Below are 13672 nucleotides of genomic sequence, written 5' to 3' on the forward strand. Positions count from 1 at the left end.
TCGTTAGTCCCGTCGACGCGGATATACCTATTCTCACTTTCGAGAGTAACATTTTCGATCGGACCTCCACCGGACTGCGGCCTACACAGATTGGTTCCCCACCATGCATTTTCAGCTTGCCTCCGAAACCGAGGCCTACCGCGCCGAGGTACGGGCCCATCTCGACGCGGTGATGACGCCCGAGTTCGAGGAGCGCATCTACCGAAGTGGGGTCGCCCACGACGAGACGTTCGCCAAAGGTCTGGTGGACAAGGGCTTTTTCGCGCCGAGTTGGCCGCAAGACCTCGGCGGCCAAAACCGTGACGCCTGGGATGAGCAAGTCGTCAAAGAAGAGTTCATGCGGGCCGACGCACCGATGTACTTGTCGGAGACCACTCGCATGGTCGCCTCGATCATCCGCGAAGTCGGTACATCCGCGATAAAGCAGCGCATTCTCGGTCCGGCGATGAACGGCGACATCACCATCGCGCTCGGCTTCACCGAACCCGAGTGCGGCTCAGACGTCGCGGCGGCGTCCACCAGGGCTGTGCGCGACGGCGACGACTGGGTGATCAACGGGTCCAAGATGTTCACCACGAACGGTCATATCGCCGACTACGTGTTCCTGCTTGCACGCACCAATCCGGACAAGCCCAAACACAAGGGGCTCACCATGTTTCTCCTCCCACTCGACTCCGACGGGTTCGAGGCCCAAGCTGTGTGGACACTTTCCGGCGAGCGCACCAACATCACGTTCTTCAGCGATGTCCGCATCGGCGACGAGTGGCGGGTGGGCGACGTCGACGCCGGCTGGCAGGTTCTGGGACTGTCGCTGCGTGACGAACACGCTTCCGGATGGGGCCCCCACATCGCGCGGCTTCTGCATCATGTCGAGCGTTGGGCCGCGGCGCCGGGCGACGACGGCTCACCTCGATTGACGAAACCCGATGTGCGCCGCCGCATTGCACGGGTCGCGATGGAGTTGGAGGTGGCGATGCTGCTGCAGCGTCGGTGCGTCTGGATGACCGAGCAGGGTCAGATGCCCGTCGCGGAAGGGTCGATGTCCAAGGTGTTCAGCACCGAAGCGTTGACACGCGCAAGCCAGGACGTTGTCGAACTCGTCGGACCGGACGCGATGCGGTCGTATTGGGAGCCGAGGGCACCGGAACAGGGCCGCTTCGAGCACCTGATGCGGTTCTCGCTCGGAACCACAATCTATGCGGGAACCAGCGAAATCCAGCGATCGATCATCGCCCAACGCGGGCTGGGATTACCCCGTTAGCTTCTTCGGCTTGCCGGTGGACTTGCTGGGGGCCGTGCGTTTGGTCGCACGCTTGGCGGGCGTGGACTTGCGTTTGGTCGTGCCATCGGGAGGCATCAGCGCCTGTTTGCACCACGCCCACAGTTGATCCTCGGTGAGCTCGGCGCCTTTGACGCCAAGGTGAAAGACACCGATCTGAGCGAGGGCGATGAGCGTCGAATTCAGCAGCGTCGTCAACTGGGTCGGCGACATGTCGGTTCGGATCAACCCCGCCCGCTGGCATGAGGTGAGGATCTGTGTCAGCAGCTTTTGGTGCGGCTCCCAGATCTTCGCGAAGTCGGCAGGCCGCTCGATCTCGAGGCTCAGGTTGTAGATCGTCATCACGCGGCCGCCGACCGCCTCCGATCGCTCCGCACGGGAGAGAAACCCGCGGCAGAACGCCTCGAGCCGTTCCATCGGACCATCGGCCGCGGCAACCTCATGCCGGATCGCCTCGATGAACTGGCTCGTCGCGTTCTCGTACAGCGCGAGCAGCAGTTCTTCTTTACCCGCGAAGTGTTGATAGAACGCGCGCAGGCTGAGGTTGGAGCGGTCGATGAGCGTCTGGATGGTGAAGTCGGCTCGACCTGATTCCTCGACCAACTCCAGTGCGGTGGCGAGGAATCTCGAGCTGCGAGCGAGCGCCCGCGCGCGTGCCGCGGACAAACGCCGCTCAATCGTGCGCTCTTGCCAGCTCGTCATCGTCTCGACGTCCGAGACGTCTGAGTCGACCAGTTCCAGCTCGGCCTCTGAGTCGCGGCTACTACGTTTCTTAGCGGTCATGATGCTATGAGAATACGCGTTCTGCAGCCCGAACATGCGACCTACCTACACGCGCATGTTGACCGATTTCTCAAGTCCGGCCCAGGCCCTTCCGTCCGCTTACCTATCCGGTACTCTGAAAACGGCCATTCTCGCTTGTGGAAGTCATTGTTTCCCGGACTGCCGCAGGCCGTTCGCGAAGGAGCGCACCGTTGAGCACCGACATCCTGATCGTCTCGCCGGACGACCACCTTGTGGAACCGGCCGACCTGTGGACGAGCCGGCTGCCCGAGCGGTATCAAGACATCGGGCCCCGGATCGTGCGGCACCGCGGACGCATGGACCCCACGGTCACCTCCGACGTCGCGTTCATCGAAGATGACAACGGTCGCGACGCCGACATCTGGCACTACGAGGATGCGATCATTCCGATCCCGCTCATCAGCGCGGCGGCCGGCTATGAACTCGACGAGCTGACCACCGATCCGATCACCTACGACGAAATGCGGCCGGGTTGCTTCCGGCCGGCGGACCGACTGGCAGACATGGACATCGCGGGCATCGAGGCGTCGGCCTGCTTCCCCAACACACTTGTGCGCTTCTGCGGCCAGCGTTTCCTCTACGGCAAGGATAAGGAACTCGCCAAGCTGTGTGTGGAGGCCTACAACGACTTCCAGATCGACGAGTGGGCCGCAGGTTCGAACGGTCGGCTGATCCCGCTCGGAATCATTCCCCTTTGGGACGTCGACCTCGCCGTCAAGGAGGTCGAGCGGGTCGCGGCGAAAGGGATGCACGCGATGTGCTTCTCGGAACTGCCTTCCCGTCTCGATCTGCCCTCGATCCACAGCGGCTACTGGGATCCGTTCTTCGCTGCCTGCGAGGCAAACGATGTGGGCATCATGCTCCACATCGGCTCCAGCTCGTCGCTCACCAAGTCGTCCCCCGACTCGCCACATGTGGTCACCAGCGCACTGATGGCGGTCAACTGCACTATCGCCCTGGTCGACTGGCTGTTCTCCGGCAAGCTCATTCAGTTCCCCAGACTCAAGCTCGCATTCGCCGAGGCGCAAGCGGGCTGGATCCCCTACTACCTGCGACGGGTGGACGAAGTGTGGCACGACCGTCGCGCCTGGGGTGGCATTCATCCCCTGCTGACCGAACCACCGAGCAGCCAGGTGCCCGGACGTGTCTACTTCTCCACGTTCGGCGATCCCGTGGCGTTCCGCATTCTCGACCTGGTCGGCCCCGACCAACTGATGTTCGAGACCGATTACCCGCACAACGACACCAACTGGCCGAGAAGTATGGAGGTCGCCAATAAGGCGACGGAGGGTCTCGACGAGGAGACCAAGCGAAAGGTCTTGTCCACCAACGCCAAAAGGTTCTTTGGTCTCATCTGAGGCCGTCTGAGTCTGTCATGTCGGGGGTGCGGTGATGTCTACCGCGCCTGCCACTCCGGTTTGCGCTTGTCGAGGAAGGCACGCGGTCCCTCGATGGCATCCTTCGTCAGCGCCACTTTCATCCGATAGTTTTCGGCGAGCAGTTCGGCTTCGTAGATCGGCAATGTCAGCCCCTTGCGGACGGCCATCCGCGACCCGCGCACCGCAAGGGGTGCGTTCGAGTTCACCACTTCGGCGATCTCCCAGGCTCTGTCCATCAAGGCGTCATGCGCGACAACTTCGGTGAATATGCCCAATTCGTAGGCGCGTTGGGCATCGAGGCTTTCGTGCTTGCCCATCAGGATCAGCCGCATAGCCACGGGCAGCGGCAGGATCCGAGCCAGCCTGACGCCTTCGCGGCCCGACGTCACGCCGATGCTGACGTGCGGATCCATCAGGGTCGCACGCTCGGAGGCGATGGTGATGTCGGCCGTCGTCACCAGATCCAGGCCCGCGCCGCACGCAATGCCGTTGACTGCGCAGATGATCGGCTTGGTCATCGCAAGCCACGGCGGTGTCGCTTCCTGTGGCGCATCCCATTGCCGCATCGAGCTGAGGATCGGCTCGCCCTGATTGTCGATTCCCGCCGCGTTCTCCATGTCGTGGTCGGCCGCCTTGTTGACGTCCGCTCCGACACACAGCGCCCGGCCTGCACCGGTGATGATCATCGTCCAGATGTCGTCGGAGCGTTCGATTTCCGCGTAGGCCACCGCCAGCTCGGCGATCATCTCGTCGTTGATCGCGTTGAGCACGTCAGGACGGTTGAGCCTCACACACGCCGTGCGGCCCCGCACCTCGACCTCGATCGTCTCGTAGTCGGTCAACTCGGCTTGCCTTCCTTCTGCAAAGCGGTGGTGGCGTCGGGGCGGAACCCGAGGATGTCGCTGAATCTCTCGCAGTAGCGCGGCCACACATCGGGATTCAGCAATCGCGGCGGCACGCCACCATCGAAGATCGTCAACCACTGTGTCGCGGTGGCGACCGCGATATCGTGCGCCGCTTCGACCGTGATCCCCGCCGTGTGCGGAGTCGCGACGACATTGTCGAGCGACAGCAGCGGATTGTCGGGGCTCAGCGGTTCCTGGTGGAAGACGTCGAGACCTGCGCCCGCGATTGCGCCGTCGACCAACGCGGCACACAGCGCAGATTCGTCGTGCACGGGGCCGCGCGCGGTGGTGATGAAGAACGCCGATGTCTTCATCGCGGCGAACTGCTCGTGGCCGAACAGGCCGCGTGTTTCGTCGGTCAGTGGACAGGTGACCTGGACGAAATCGGACCGCTCGACCAGTTCTTCGAGCGGGACCGGAGTCGCGCCGCGGGAACGGGCAGTCGCGTCGTCGATGTAGGGATCGTAGGCGAGCACCTGCATGCGGAACGGGGCGCACAGCTGCACCAGGCGACCGCCGATCGCGCCGAGGCCGACGACGCCGAGCGTCTTGCCGAACAGCTGGCTGCCACGCAACGCCATCCGGTCGGCGACAGGACCGCCGCGCAGCGCCCGATCGGCGACCGTGATGTTCTTGGCGAGGTCGAGCATGAACCCCAGCGCATGTTCGGCGACGGCCTCCGCGCCCGGTCCGGAGTTGTTGCACACCGCAATTCCGGCCTGCGTGCACGCTTCGACGTCGATCACGTCGTAGCCGGCACCGGCCGAGCAGACGGCGAGCAGGTTCTCGCAGCGTTGCACCAGCGCCGCTCCGGCCAGCCATTGGTCGCCGTCGGGATGATCGGCGATGTCGGTGCGGGTGGCGACCTGATATCCGTGCGCGGATGACAGTTGCGCCCAGCCGAATTCGTCGGCCGCGGCCAGGTCGAGTTTGATGATGTCGACGTCCGCTTGCCCGAGGATCTCCCCTGCGACAGGGTCGGTCCACCGTTCGTAGACCAGTCGCGGGCGGGGACGATCGGTCATTTCTTCAGTTTCGGCTTCGCCTGCGCGGCCTTGAACATGTCGGCCAACGCGGAGTCGACGTTCTTGTAATCGTTGCGCGCGATCGCGCCGTCGCGTCCAGGGACGGGGTCATATCCCAGCCGCAGGTCTTTGTTCTCCATGTGGAAGTACTCGCGCCCGATGGGTAGGCGGCGGTCTTCACGCGGCACCTCCATCCAGGCCCGCAAGAAGCACCGGGTCTTCTGCGGATCGGTGCTGCTGACGAAATCCGACCGGGAATGGCACATCGCGAAATTGTTCGCCACCGCGGCCTCACCGGATTCGAGCCGGAACTCAACCTGCTGCTCGACGAGCACGGTGCGGAGCAACTCGATGGCCTCCTCCTGCTGCGGGGTGAACTCGCGGCCGAGTGTCTTCATCGCGGGCAGGATGCTGCTGTAGGTGAAGTTGATGCAGATCCGGCCGTCGATCTGAGAGAAGACCGGCACGTCGTAGGGCGTCACGTCCGGCTGGTCGTCCGGCTGTTCGCTGCGGCGGTGGTGTGGGAAGCCCTGATAGAGGACGCTGAGCAGGTCGGGACGTTCGGCCAGGATGCGATTGTGGGCGGCGGGGCCGCTGGCGAACTGGCTCTCACCGCCCTCGGCGGCCGGGTAAACGCACAGCAGCGCCAGGATGTCGGCCGCGTCGTTGTGCATCGCCAGTTCGGCGCGCGATTTCGTGCCGCGGGCCGGTTGCACGCCGTTGGGCAGCACCTCCTCCTGAACGCGGACCATGCGATGACCGAACGAGTTGTTCGACACCGGATAGCCGAGGTGCGTGCAGAACGCCCAGTAAATTCGTTCGAGATCCTCGATCGAGTGGTTCTCGACGGGGAAGCCCCGTACGCACACCAGACCCCTGCCGAACATCACCTCCCGATACAGCCGAGCCAGGTCGTCGTCCAGGTCGGGATGGCGGGCGTCCTCCGGGGTGATCTCATCGCGATCCTTGTCCGCGGTTTTGCGCAGAATCGACTCCAGCGCAGCCACATTGCGCGGTGACAGGTCGAAGGCGAAGTCCTCTTTACTGGCGAAGTCTGCGCCCGTCCATGCCATCGGGTCCGTGACCTGTTCGGTGTATATCGGGGTGGGCATCGGTTCTCCTCGTTGTCGTGGCGCAACTAGCCGCTATCGCTTGCGGTCCTCGAGTGCACGGAGTTCGGAAGCGCGGGCCGTCGCCGCCTCGGTCATCAAGCCGACATCCGTACCCGCCGATACGAATCGCAGACCGAGATCTACGAAGCGGTTCAGCAGGTCAAAGTCCTTGATGCCCGCTAGTCCCAGCGCCACGCCGTGCTCACGACAAGCCGCAGCGACCGATTCTACTGCATGGTGGAAATGGTCATTCTCAAATTGTCCGTGAATGCCCATCTCGGCGGTCAGATCGTGCGCCCCGATAAGGATCATGTCGATGCCGTTCACCGCGGCGATCTGTCCGGCCGCCTCAACGGCTTCTGGGGTTTCGATCATCACCGCCACCGTCGTCCGACTCTCGATGATCCGTGCGATCTCCGGCGTGGAACGCCAAGCGTAACCGCTGACCGGGTTGGCACCCGAAATCGACCGGCGCCCGACGGGCGGGAATCGCGCGGCGTCGACGACGGCGAGCGCCTCTTGTTTCGAATTAACATGCGGCACAATTACTCCGACAGCACCGCCATCGAGTACGCGAGCGATGACGCTGGGGTCGTGGGACGGGACCCGCACCAGACCGGAGATGCCCGCACCCAGCGCGCTCGAGCACAGCATCGCCGCGGACTCCAATGACGTCGAGGTGTGCTCCAAATCCACGTAGACGGCGTCGAAGCCGCATGCGGCGGCGATCGCAGGCACATCGGGTGTGCGGGCATTCATCAGGGCCATGCACAGCACCAAGCCGTCGCCTCTCAGAGCCTCCCGAAGCGATCCCTGCACATGCTCACAGTAGTCCACAGTGGTCGAAGCGAGAACGCCCATTGCAAATATTCGTTAACGGCATTATCGATGTGATAACCATTAGACATGCCGGCCAATCGCGTCGCCATCGTGGGTGCGGCCCTTTCCGACTGCGGCAGGGTCCCGGATAAGACCGCCATGGGTTTGATGGCACAGTCCGCGCGCGCTGCCATTGCCGATGCGGGCCTGAGCAAGCAAGACATCGACGGGTTCGGCGGCCATGGGTCGCTGTTGCCGCCGATCGAGGTGAGCGAGTATCTCGGGCTACACCCGTCCTGGGTGGACTCCACCAACGTCGGCGGGTCGTCATGGGAGGTGATGGCCCGGCACGCGGCGGCAGCAATCGCCGCGGGAGAGATCGACGTCGCCCTGCTGACATACGGATCCACCGCCCGCTCCGACGTCAAACGCCGCCTTCGCCCGTCCGCCGCCGCGATGAGCACGGCGGGCGCAATGCAGTACGAAGCGCCGTTCGGTGCGACGCTGATCGCCAAGTACGCGATGGCCGCCAGGCGCCACATGATCGAATACGGCACCACGGTCGAGCAACTCGCCGAGGTCGCCGTGGCCGCCCACGAATGGGCAGCCCGCAACGACAACGCATTCGAGCGGGAGCGCATCACGGCGGAGGATGTGGCGGCGGCTCCGATGCTGGCCGAGCCGTTCACCGCCAAGCACGTGTGCCTGCGCACCGACGGCGGCGGGGCGGTCGTGCTGGCAAGCGAGCGGGTGGCGAAAGACTGCGCCAAGGAACCTGTTTGGGTTCTCGGCTCAGCCGAATCCGCTTCACATGTCAGCATGAGCCAGTGGGGTGATTTCACCACCTCTGCCGCGGCGCAGTCGGGTCCTGCCGCATTCGCGCAAGCGGGTGTGAGCCCCGCCGACATCGACGTCTGTCAGCTCTACGACTCGTTCACCTCCACGGTGCTTCTCACGCTTGAGGATCTCGGCTTCTGCGCCAAGGGCGAAGGTGGACCGTTCATCGGGTCGGGAGCTCTGCGGCCCGGCGGGGCGTTGCCCACGAACACCGATGGCGGCGGGCTGGCGTGCTGTCACCCCGGCATGCGCGGGATGTTCCTGATGGTCGAGGCGGTCAGGCAGCTGCGTGGCGAGTGCGGCCCACGGCAGGTCGACGGCGCGCGACTGGCGTGCGTGCACGCGATGGGCGGGTTCTTCACGCATAGCGCGACGATGATTCTGGGGAGGCAGTAGTGGAGATCGCGGCCGGCCCGGACCGCCCGATCGTCGACGCCGACAGCGAGGCCTGGTGGGCGGCGGTGCAACAGCGCAAACTGATGGTCACCGCATGTGCGGCATGTGGCCGGAAATCGCTGTACGCCAGGCCATTCTGCCCGCACTGCTGGAGTGAGGACGTGGCGCTGAGCCCCGCCACAGGACGGGCACGCCTTTACACGTGGACCGTCGTCCACCAGAATGCCGCCCCCTTCGACTCCCGCACGCCCTATGTCGTGGCGATGGTGGATCTCGAGGAGGGCCCGCGGCTGATGACGCAACTCGAGGGCTGCGCGGCCGACGATCTGCGCCCCGACCTGGAACTCACGGCCGCGTTCCGCGAGGACGATGACGGCTTCGTCGTTCCGGTTTTCAGGCCGCTGACCTGACGCCGCCCCGCGAAACTGTATTCCCGCAGCGGAAATTCGAGTGGAGTCTTGCGGGATTACAGTCTCGCGAGGCGATCGGCGAGTACTCGCGGCCGCCCCTGCGATCGCGCCTCGAGCGCGTTGCGCTGCAACTTCCCATTTGCGTTGACGGGCAAGGGTTCGTCCCAGAACACCAATTCTTCCGGCAACTTGTACTTCGGGAGTCCCATCGAAACCAGTTCTGCGGCGACCTCGGCGAGTGACATTTCGACGGCGCCGTCGAGCACCATCGCGACCGCCAACCGTTCCCCGGTAACCACATCCGCCACGGGGTAGGCGGCGCACTCGCGCACACCGGGAATCCGCGCCACCGCCTCCTCGACCTCGGCCGCGGCGATCTTCATGCCGTTACGGATGACGATGTCCTTGATCCGCCCTATCACCCGCACCCGGTTGTCGCTGACCTCGGCCACGTCACCGGTGCGGAACCAGTCACCGTCGAACGCCTTGATGTCGTCCTCGGCGTCGGTGTAGCCGAGGAACGCGTGCGGCCCCTTGATGCAGCATTCCCCCGGGTCCCCAACCGATCCCACCCGCACGCCGACGTCATCAAGTGCCACACCATCATCCGCGTGACGCACCGCCCTGCTCTCGGTTCGCAACCCGGACGTGCTGACCGGCACCTCCGACGATCCGTAGGCACGCATCACGGTGATGCCGAAATCGTCCTCAACCCGTTCGACGATGCGCCGGTCGAGCATCGTGCCGCCGAGATACACCGCGCGCAGCGGCACAACGTTGCTCCGAGCGGCCGCCTCGTCGAGCAGCCTGTCGAGCAGCCGGTCGGGTCCGCCGTACCAGGTCGCGCCGGACGACAGCAGAAGATCGTATGTCGCAGCGGGGTCCCAGCGGTCCTCGAGCACCACCGGCGCGGCGAGCATGGGCCCGATGAACAGGGCCTGCAGCACGCCGGTCACCGAGGCGAGCGGACTGATGAGAAAGAGGCGGTCATCCGCCCCCAGGCCGGCGGCGGCGATGTAATTGGTCGACGCCTTGGCCAGTGTGCTCAACGAGTGGACGACGCCCTTGGGCCGAGAGGTCGTACCCGAGGTGTAGAGAACGAAGGACGGCTCGTCGGCCGGCCGCACGGGCCGGCCCGGCGCCGCACCGTCAGAGGGCCGCGAGATGTCGACCCAGCTGCAGGCGTCGCGCACCGGCGATTCGCCCGCAGGCCGCCAGTCGGGAGCCACGCCGAACCTGGCACCGCTGCGCGTGACGATGTCGCTGACCTGCATCGGGCCTGCGCTGCGCGGCACCAGAAGTACCACCGCGTCGACGCGGATGGCGGCGTGCACGGCGACGACCGATCCGATGTCGTTGCCGACTACGACGGCGATGGGCGTCGCAGCACCAACACCGGCGTCCCGAAGTGCACGCGATGCACGATCAACCCGTTCATCGAGGGCCGCGTAGGTGAGTTCGGCATCGCGCGTGACGAGCGCGGCCCGCAGCGGATGCCGTTCGGCGGCGTGCCGGACGACGTCGAGCGGCCGGTCCGACCAGACACCGGCGGCACGATACCGAGATCGAAGAGCATCCGCTCGGCGGTGCGCATTGTGCAGCAGCCCGGTAGCCGCGCTCATGGTGCCCTCCGATGTGAATACAGATTCTCTACCCCGTAAATGTAACCTCTCATACATGTCGCTTCTGACTTTCGACAATCAGGTCGCCATCGTCACCGGAGCCGGCGGAGGGCTCGGGCGATGTCACGCCGTTGAACTCGCGCGCCGAGGCGCTCGCGTCGTCGTCAACGATCTCGGCAGCACAGTGCACGGCGCGGGTGCGTCGATCTCACCGGCACAGGACGTTGTCGACGAAATCACCGCGGCGGGCGGCACCGCGATCGCCAACGGCGACTCGGTGGCCACGGAGGAAGGCGGCGCCGCGATTGTCTCCGCCGCCATGGAAGCTTTCGGACAGGTGGACATCCTGGTGAACAACGCCGGAATCCTTCGTGACGCCGCTTTCAAGAACATGACCGCCGAACAGGTGGAAGCGGTCATCTCGGTGCATCTTCTCGGTGCCTTCAACGTCACACGCGCCGTCTGGCCGATAATGCGGGAGCAGAACTACGGCAGGATCGTGCAAACGACTTCGGGCACCGGGCTGTTCGGCAACTTCGGGCAGGCCAACTACGGCGCTGCCAAGATGGGGCTGGTCGGCATGATGCATGTCCTGGCCATCGAAGGAGCGCGAAACGGCATTGCGATCAACGCGATAGCACCGATCGCGCGGACTCGGATGACCGAGGACATCATGGGCGAAGCCGGCAAGACCATGGATCCCGAACTGGTCACCCCGGTCGTGATCTATCTGTCGCATCGCGATTGTGACCGCACCGCCCATATCTATTCGGTCGGGGCAGGCAAGGTGTCCCGCGTTTTCATCGGCGTCACGGAGGGCGTCGAAAACACCTCGCTGACAGCAGAATCCGTCGCAGCGGCGATCGAGTTGATCGATGAGACCAAGTCGTTCATGGTCCGCGGCGGACCGCAAACGGGCTGATTCAAAACCCCCTGAACCGCGGTCGGCGGCGCTCGGCGAACGCCTGCAGTCCCTCCTGCAGGTCCGCGGTGCGCGACACCACCTCCTGCGCCCAGGCCTCCTGCTCGAAGGCCCGTTCCCTGCCCGACTCCGATGACACCGAGAGCAGGCGCTTCGTCAGCGCCAGCGCCACCGTCGGGCCCGCCGCAAGGCGTCGGGCGAGTTCTTCGGCTGCCGCGTCGGTCTCCTGCCTCGCCACTACCCGGTTGACCAACCCCAACCGCTCACACGTCGCGGCATCCACCGGTTCGCCCAACATCAGCAGTTCGGCCGCCCTGCGCAGTCCCACGATCCTGGTCAACAGGTGAATCGCGCCCGAATCGGGCAACACGCCGCGATGCACGAAGGCCTGCACGAGCGTCGCCTCCTGCGCCATCACGACCAGGTCGCATGCCAGCACCAGGCTTGCCCCTGCACCCGCGGCCGTGCCCTTGACCGCGGCGACGACGGGCTTGTCGCAGTCGAGTACGGCCACGATCAGTCGCTGCCAGCCGTTTTGGAGCATCCTCGCTATGTCACCGGGCCGCTTTTCGCGCGCAGGCTCAGCGGGCGGATCCGGCGACAGTCCCGCGCCTGCGCAGAAATGCCGGTCGCCGGTCGCCCTCAAGAGGACAGCCCGCACCGCGGGGTCAGCGCCGGCACGCGCGAATGACTGGATCAACGTGTCACGTGCCAACGGGGACAACGAGTTTCCCACATTCGGCCGGTCGATGGTGATGCGGCAGACATTGTCTTCGCCAACGGTTACCAGGACCCCCGGTTCTTCTTCGGTCATCTCGTCCATCCCTGCGTTAACGGCATTTCCGTTTTTCGGGTATCTTAATTTCCGCCGGGGTTCGGGCGATGGGAACCACGACAGGGAGGCGCTGGATGGCGGCAGTTGGGCAGATCACCGATGAGGGGCTGGCCCGGCTGCGCGCCACCATCGGCATCGCGGTGCCGCATCCGCAGCCCCCGCACTATCGCCGCCCCAACGAGGACACTTTTCGCCATGTCGCCGAAGCATACGGCGACGACAATCCGCTATGGGTCGATCCGGAGTACGCCGCCAAGTCGGTGTGGGGTGAATCGATCGCGCCGCCTGCGCTGATCGGTGGCGACACGTTGATCGGGGAGGACGAGGTCACCGAACTCTCAGACGAGGAGCGCGCCGCGACCAAGGGTGACCCGCTGCGCGGCGTGCATGCGTTCTACGCCGGGTCGTCGCGTGAGTGGTGGGCCCCGCTGCGCGCCAACCATCGGGTGTTCCGCCGCAACGCACTGGTGGCCGCACTAGACAAACGCAGTGACTTCGCCGGTCGCGCAGTCCACGAATGGTCGGCGCAGGTGTTCCGTGACGACGAGGGCGTCCTTCTGGGTGGGCAATACCGCAACATGATTCGCACCGAACGCGACAAGGCGCGCGGACGCAAGAAGTACGACTCGGTGCAACTCAAGACCTGGACTGCCGAAGAGATCGCTGAAATCGACGAACGCTATGCGCGCGAGGCACCACGCGGGCCGGAGCCGAGGTGGTGGGAAGACGTCGACGAGGGCGACGACATCGGGTCGCTGACGAAGGGTCCCCTCACGGTCACCGACATGGTCTGCTGGCATGTCGGCGTTGGCACCGGCCTCTACGGCGTAAGACCGTTGCGATTGGCATGGCGGAATCGCCAACGTATCCCGCGCTTCTACACGCCGAACGAACACGGCGTCCCCGACGTCATGCAACGGGTGCACTGGGAACCCGAAGCCGCCCGAAGCGCCGGTAATCCGACGACCTTTGACTACGGTCGCATGCGGGAGACGTGGCTCATCCATCTGTGCACCGACTGGATGGGCGACGACGCATGGTTGTGGAAATTGGATTGCGAATTCCGGCTGTTCAACTATGTGGGCGACCTGCACACCATCACCGGCACCCTGGTCCGCAAGTACCTCGCGGACGGCGATCGTCCCGCGGTGGATCTCGAGTTGGCAGCCATCAACCAGCGCGGTGAAGTCACCACCCCGGGGCACGCGACCGTCCTGCTGCCCAGCCGCAACCGGGGCCCAGTCCGGCTGCCCGATCCGCCGGACGGTGCAACGAATCTCGCCGACGTGCTGCGCGCCGTCACGGCCCAGTTCGCGGGGCGCTGACC

At 65.0% G+C, this 13672-nt stretch carries 13 protein-coding genes; 6 read left to right on the forward strand and 7 right to left on the reverse strand.

What is annotated here, in order from left to right; all coding sequences use genetic code 11:
* Positions 1-103 precede the first annotated feature (103 nt).
* Complete coding sequence (locus tag CQY20_RS17335; protein ID WP_097941319.1) at positions 104-1261, forward strand: acyl-CoA dehydrogenase family protein; 1158 nt, start codon at positions 104-106, stop codon at positions 1259-1261.
* Here CQY20_RS17335 and CQY20_RS17340 read toward each other — a convergent pair.
* A complete protein-coding gene (locus CQY20_RS17340; protein ID WP_097941368.1) occupies positions 1250-2062 on the reverse strand; it encodes a TetR/AcrR family transcriptional regulator in 813 nt (270 codons plus the stop codon). The genes CQY20_RS17335 and CQY20_RS17340 overlap by 12 nt on opposite strands.
* Positions 2063-2253: 191 nt before the next feature.
* Between CQY20_RS17340 and CQY20_RS17345 the strand changes: the two genes are divergently transcribed.
* Positions 2254-3441: an amidohydrolase family protein gene (locus CQY20_RS17345; protein ID WP_097941320.1), complete on the forward strand. Its 1188-nt coding sequence runs from the start codon at positions 2254-2256 to the stop codon at positions 3439-3441.
* Between the two features lie 38 nt (positions 3442-3479).
* Here CQY20_RS17345 and CQY20_RS17350 read toward each other — a convergent pair whose 3' ends face one another.
* From CQY20_RS17350 to CQY20_RS17365, 4 genes are read right to left on the reverse strand one after another with little or no spacing between them, the layout of a single operon-like run.
* Entirely contained in the window at positions 3480-4304 is an 825-nt protein-coding gene (locus CQY20_RS17350; RefSeq protein ID WP_097941321.1) for an enoyl-CoA hydratase/isomerase family protein, read from the reverse strand.
* On the reverse strand, positions 4301-5392 hold the full coding sequence (locus tag CQY20_RS17355) for a hydroxyacid dehydrogenase (RefSeq protein WP_097941322.1): 1092 nt from the start codon (positions 5390-5392) through the stop codon (positions 4301-4303). The genes CQY20_RS17350 and CQY20_RS17355 overlap by 4 nt, the downstream gene beginning before the upstream one ends.
* Entirely contained in the window at positions 5389-6504 is a 1116-nt protein-coding gene (locus CQY20_RS17360; RefSeq protein WP_097941323.1) for a TauD/TfdA family dioxygenase, read from the reverse strand. The genes CQY20_RS17355 and CQY20_RS17360 overlap by 4 nt, the downstream gene beginning before the upstream one ends.
* A 33-nt stretch (positions 6505-6537) precedes the next feature.
* Positions 6538-7365 carry an HpcH/HpaI aldolase family protein gene (locus tag CQY20_RS17365; protein ID WP_234816290.1) on the reverse strand — a complete coding sequence of 276 codons (828 nt, stop codon included), beginning with the start codon at positions 7363-7365 and terminating at the stop codon, positions 6538-6540.
* A 45-nt stretch (positions 7366-7410) separates the two neighbouring features.
* Here CQY20_RS17365 and CQY20_RS17370 point away from each other — a divergent pair, with 45 nt between their 5' ends.
* A complete protein-coding gene (locus CQY20_RS17370) occupies positions 7411-8556 on the forward strand; it encodes an acetyl-CoA acetyltransferase (protein ID WP_097941324.1) in 1146 nt (381 codons plus the stop codon).
* Positions 8556-8966, forward strand: a complete 411-nt coding sequence (locus CQY20_RS17375) for a Zn-ribbon domain-containing OB-fold protein (RefSeq protein WP_097941325.1) — start codon at positions 8556-8558, stop codon at positions 8964-8966. Before CQY20_RS17370 ends, CQY20_RS17375 begins: the two co-directional genes overlap by 1 nt.
* Positions 8967-9022: 56 nt before the next feature.
* Here the strand turns inward: CQY20_RS17375 and CQY20_RS17380 are convergent, their stop codons facing one another.
* Positions 9023-10588, reverse strand: a complete 1566-nt coding sequence (locus tag CQY20_RS17380) for a class I adenylate-forming enzyme family protein (protein WP_097941326.1) — start codon at positions 10586-10588, stop codon at positions 9023-9025.
* Positions 10589-10643: 55 nt separating this feature from the next.
* Between CQY20_RS17380 and CQY20_RS17385 the strand changes: the two genes are divergently transcribed.
* On the forward strand, positions 10644-11510 hold the full coding sequence (locus CQY20_RS17385) for an SDR family NAD(P)-dependent oxidoreductase (protein ID WP_097941327.1): 867 nt from the start codon (positions 10644-10646) through the stop codon (positions 11508-11510).
* A 1-nt stretch (position 11511) separates the two neighbouring features.
* Here the strand turns inward: CQY20_RS17385 and CQY20_RS17390 are convergent, their stop codons facing one another.
* Positions 11512-12333: an enoyl-CoA hydratase/isomerase family protein gene (locus tag CQY20_RS17390; protein WP_097941328.1), complete on the reverse strand. Its 822-nt coding sequence runs from the start codon at positions 12331-12333 to the stop codon at positions 11512-11514.
* Between the two features lie 86 nt (positions 12334-12419).
* Here CQY20_RS17390 and CQY20_RS17395 point away from each other — a divergent pair, with 86 nt between their 5' ends.
* A complete protein-coding gene (locus CQY20_RS17395; protein WP_097941329.1) occupies positions 12420-13670 on the forward strand; it encodes a hotdog family protein in 1251 nt (416 codons plus the stop codon).
* The last annotated feature ends 2 nt before the right edge of the window (positions 13671-13672 follow it).

Source organism: Mycolicibacterium agri (genome assembly GCF_002553505.1).
In the GTDB taxonomy this organism is placed as follows: domain Bacteria; phylum Actinomycetota; class Actinomycetes; order Mycobacteriales; family Mycobacteriaceae; genus Mycobacterium; species Mycobacterium agri.

What these genes read in the sequence shown, in the direction of transcription:
- CQY20_RS17335 (WP_097941319.1), top strand. Translation starts at nt 104, where the DNA reads ATGCATTTTCAGCTTGCCTCCGAAACCGAGGCCTACCGCGCCGAGGTA.
- CQY20_RS17340 (WP_097941368.1), bottom strand. Translation starts at nt 2,062, where the DNA reads ATGACCGCTAAGAAACGTAGTAGCCGCGACTCAGAGGCCGAGCTGGAA.
- CQY20_RS17355 (WP_097941322.1), bottom strand. Translation starts at nt 5,392, where the DNA reads ATGACCGATCGTCCCCGCCCGCGACTGGTCTACGAACGGTGGACCGAC.
- CQY20_RS17360 (WP_097941323.1), bottom strand. Translation starts at nt 6,504, where the DNA reads ATGCCCACCCCGATATACACCGAACAGGTCACGGACCCGATGGCATGG.
- CQY20_RS17365 (WP_234816290.1), bottom strand. Translation starts at nt 7,365, where the DNA reads ATGGGCGTTCTCGCTTCGACCACTGTGGACTACTGTGAGCATGTGCAG.
- CQY20_RS17370 (WP_097941324.1), top strand. Translation starts at nt 7,411, where the DNA reads ATGCCGGCCAATCGCGTCGCCATCGTGGGTGCGGCCCTTTCCGACTGC.
- CQY20_RS17380 (WP_097941326.1), bottom strand. Translation starts at nt 10,588, where the DNA reads ATGAGCGCGGCTACCGGGCTGCTGCACAATGCGCACCGCCGAGCGGAT.
- CQY20_RS17385 (WP_097941327.1), top strand. Translation starts at nt 10,644, where the DNA reads ATGTCGCTTCTGACTTTCGACAATCAGGTCGCCATCGTCACCGGAGCC.
- CQY20_RS17390 (WP_097941328.1), bottom strand. Translation starts at nt 12,333, where the DNA reads ATGGACGAGATGACCGAAGAAGAACCGGGGGTCCTGGTAACCGTTGGC.
- CQY20_RS17395 (WP_097941329.1), top strand. Translation starts at nt 12,420, where the DNA reads ATGGCGGCAGTTGGGCAGATCACCGATGAGGGGCTGGCCCGGCTGCGC.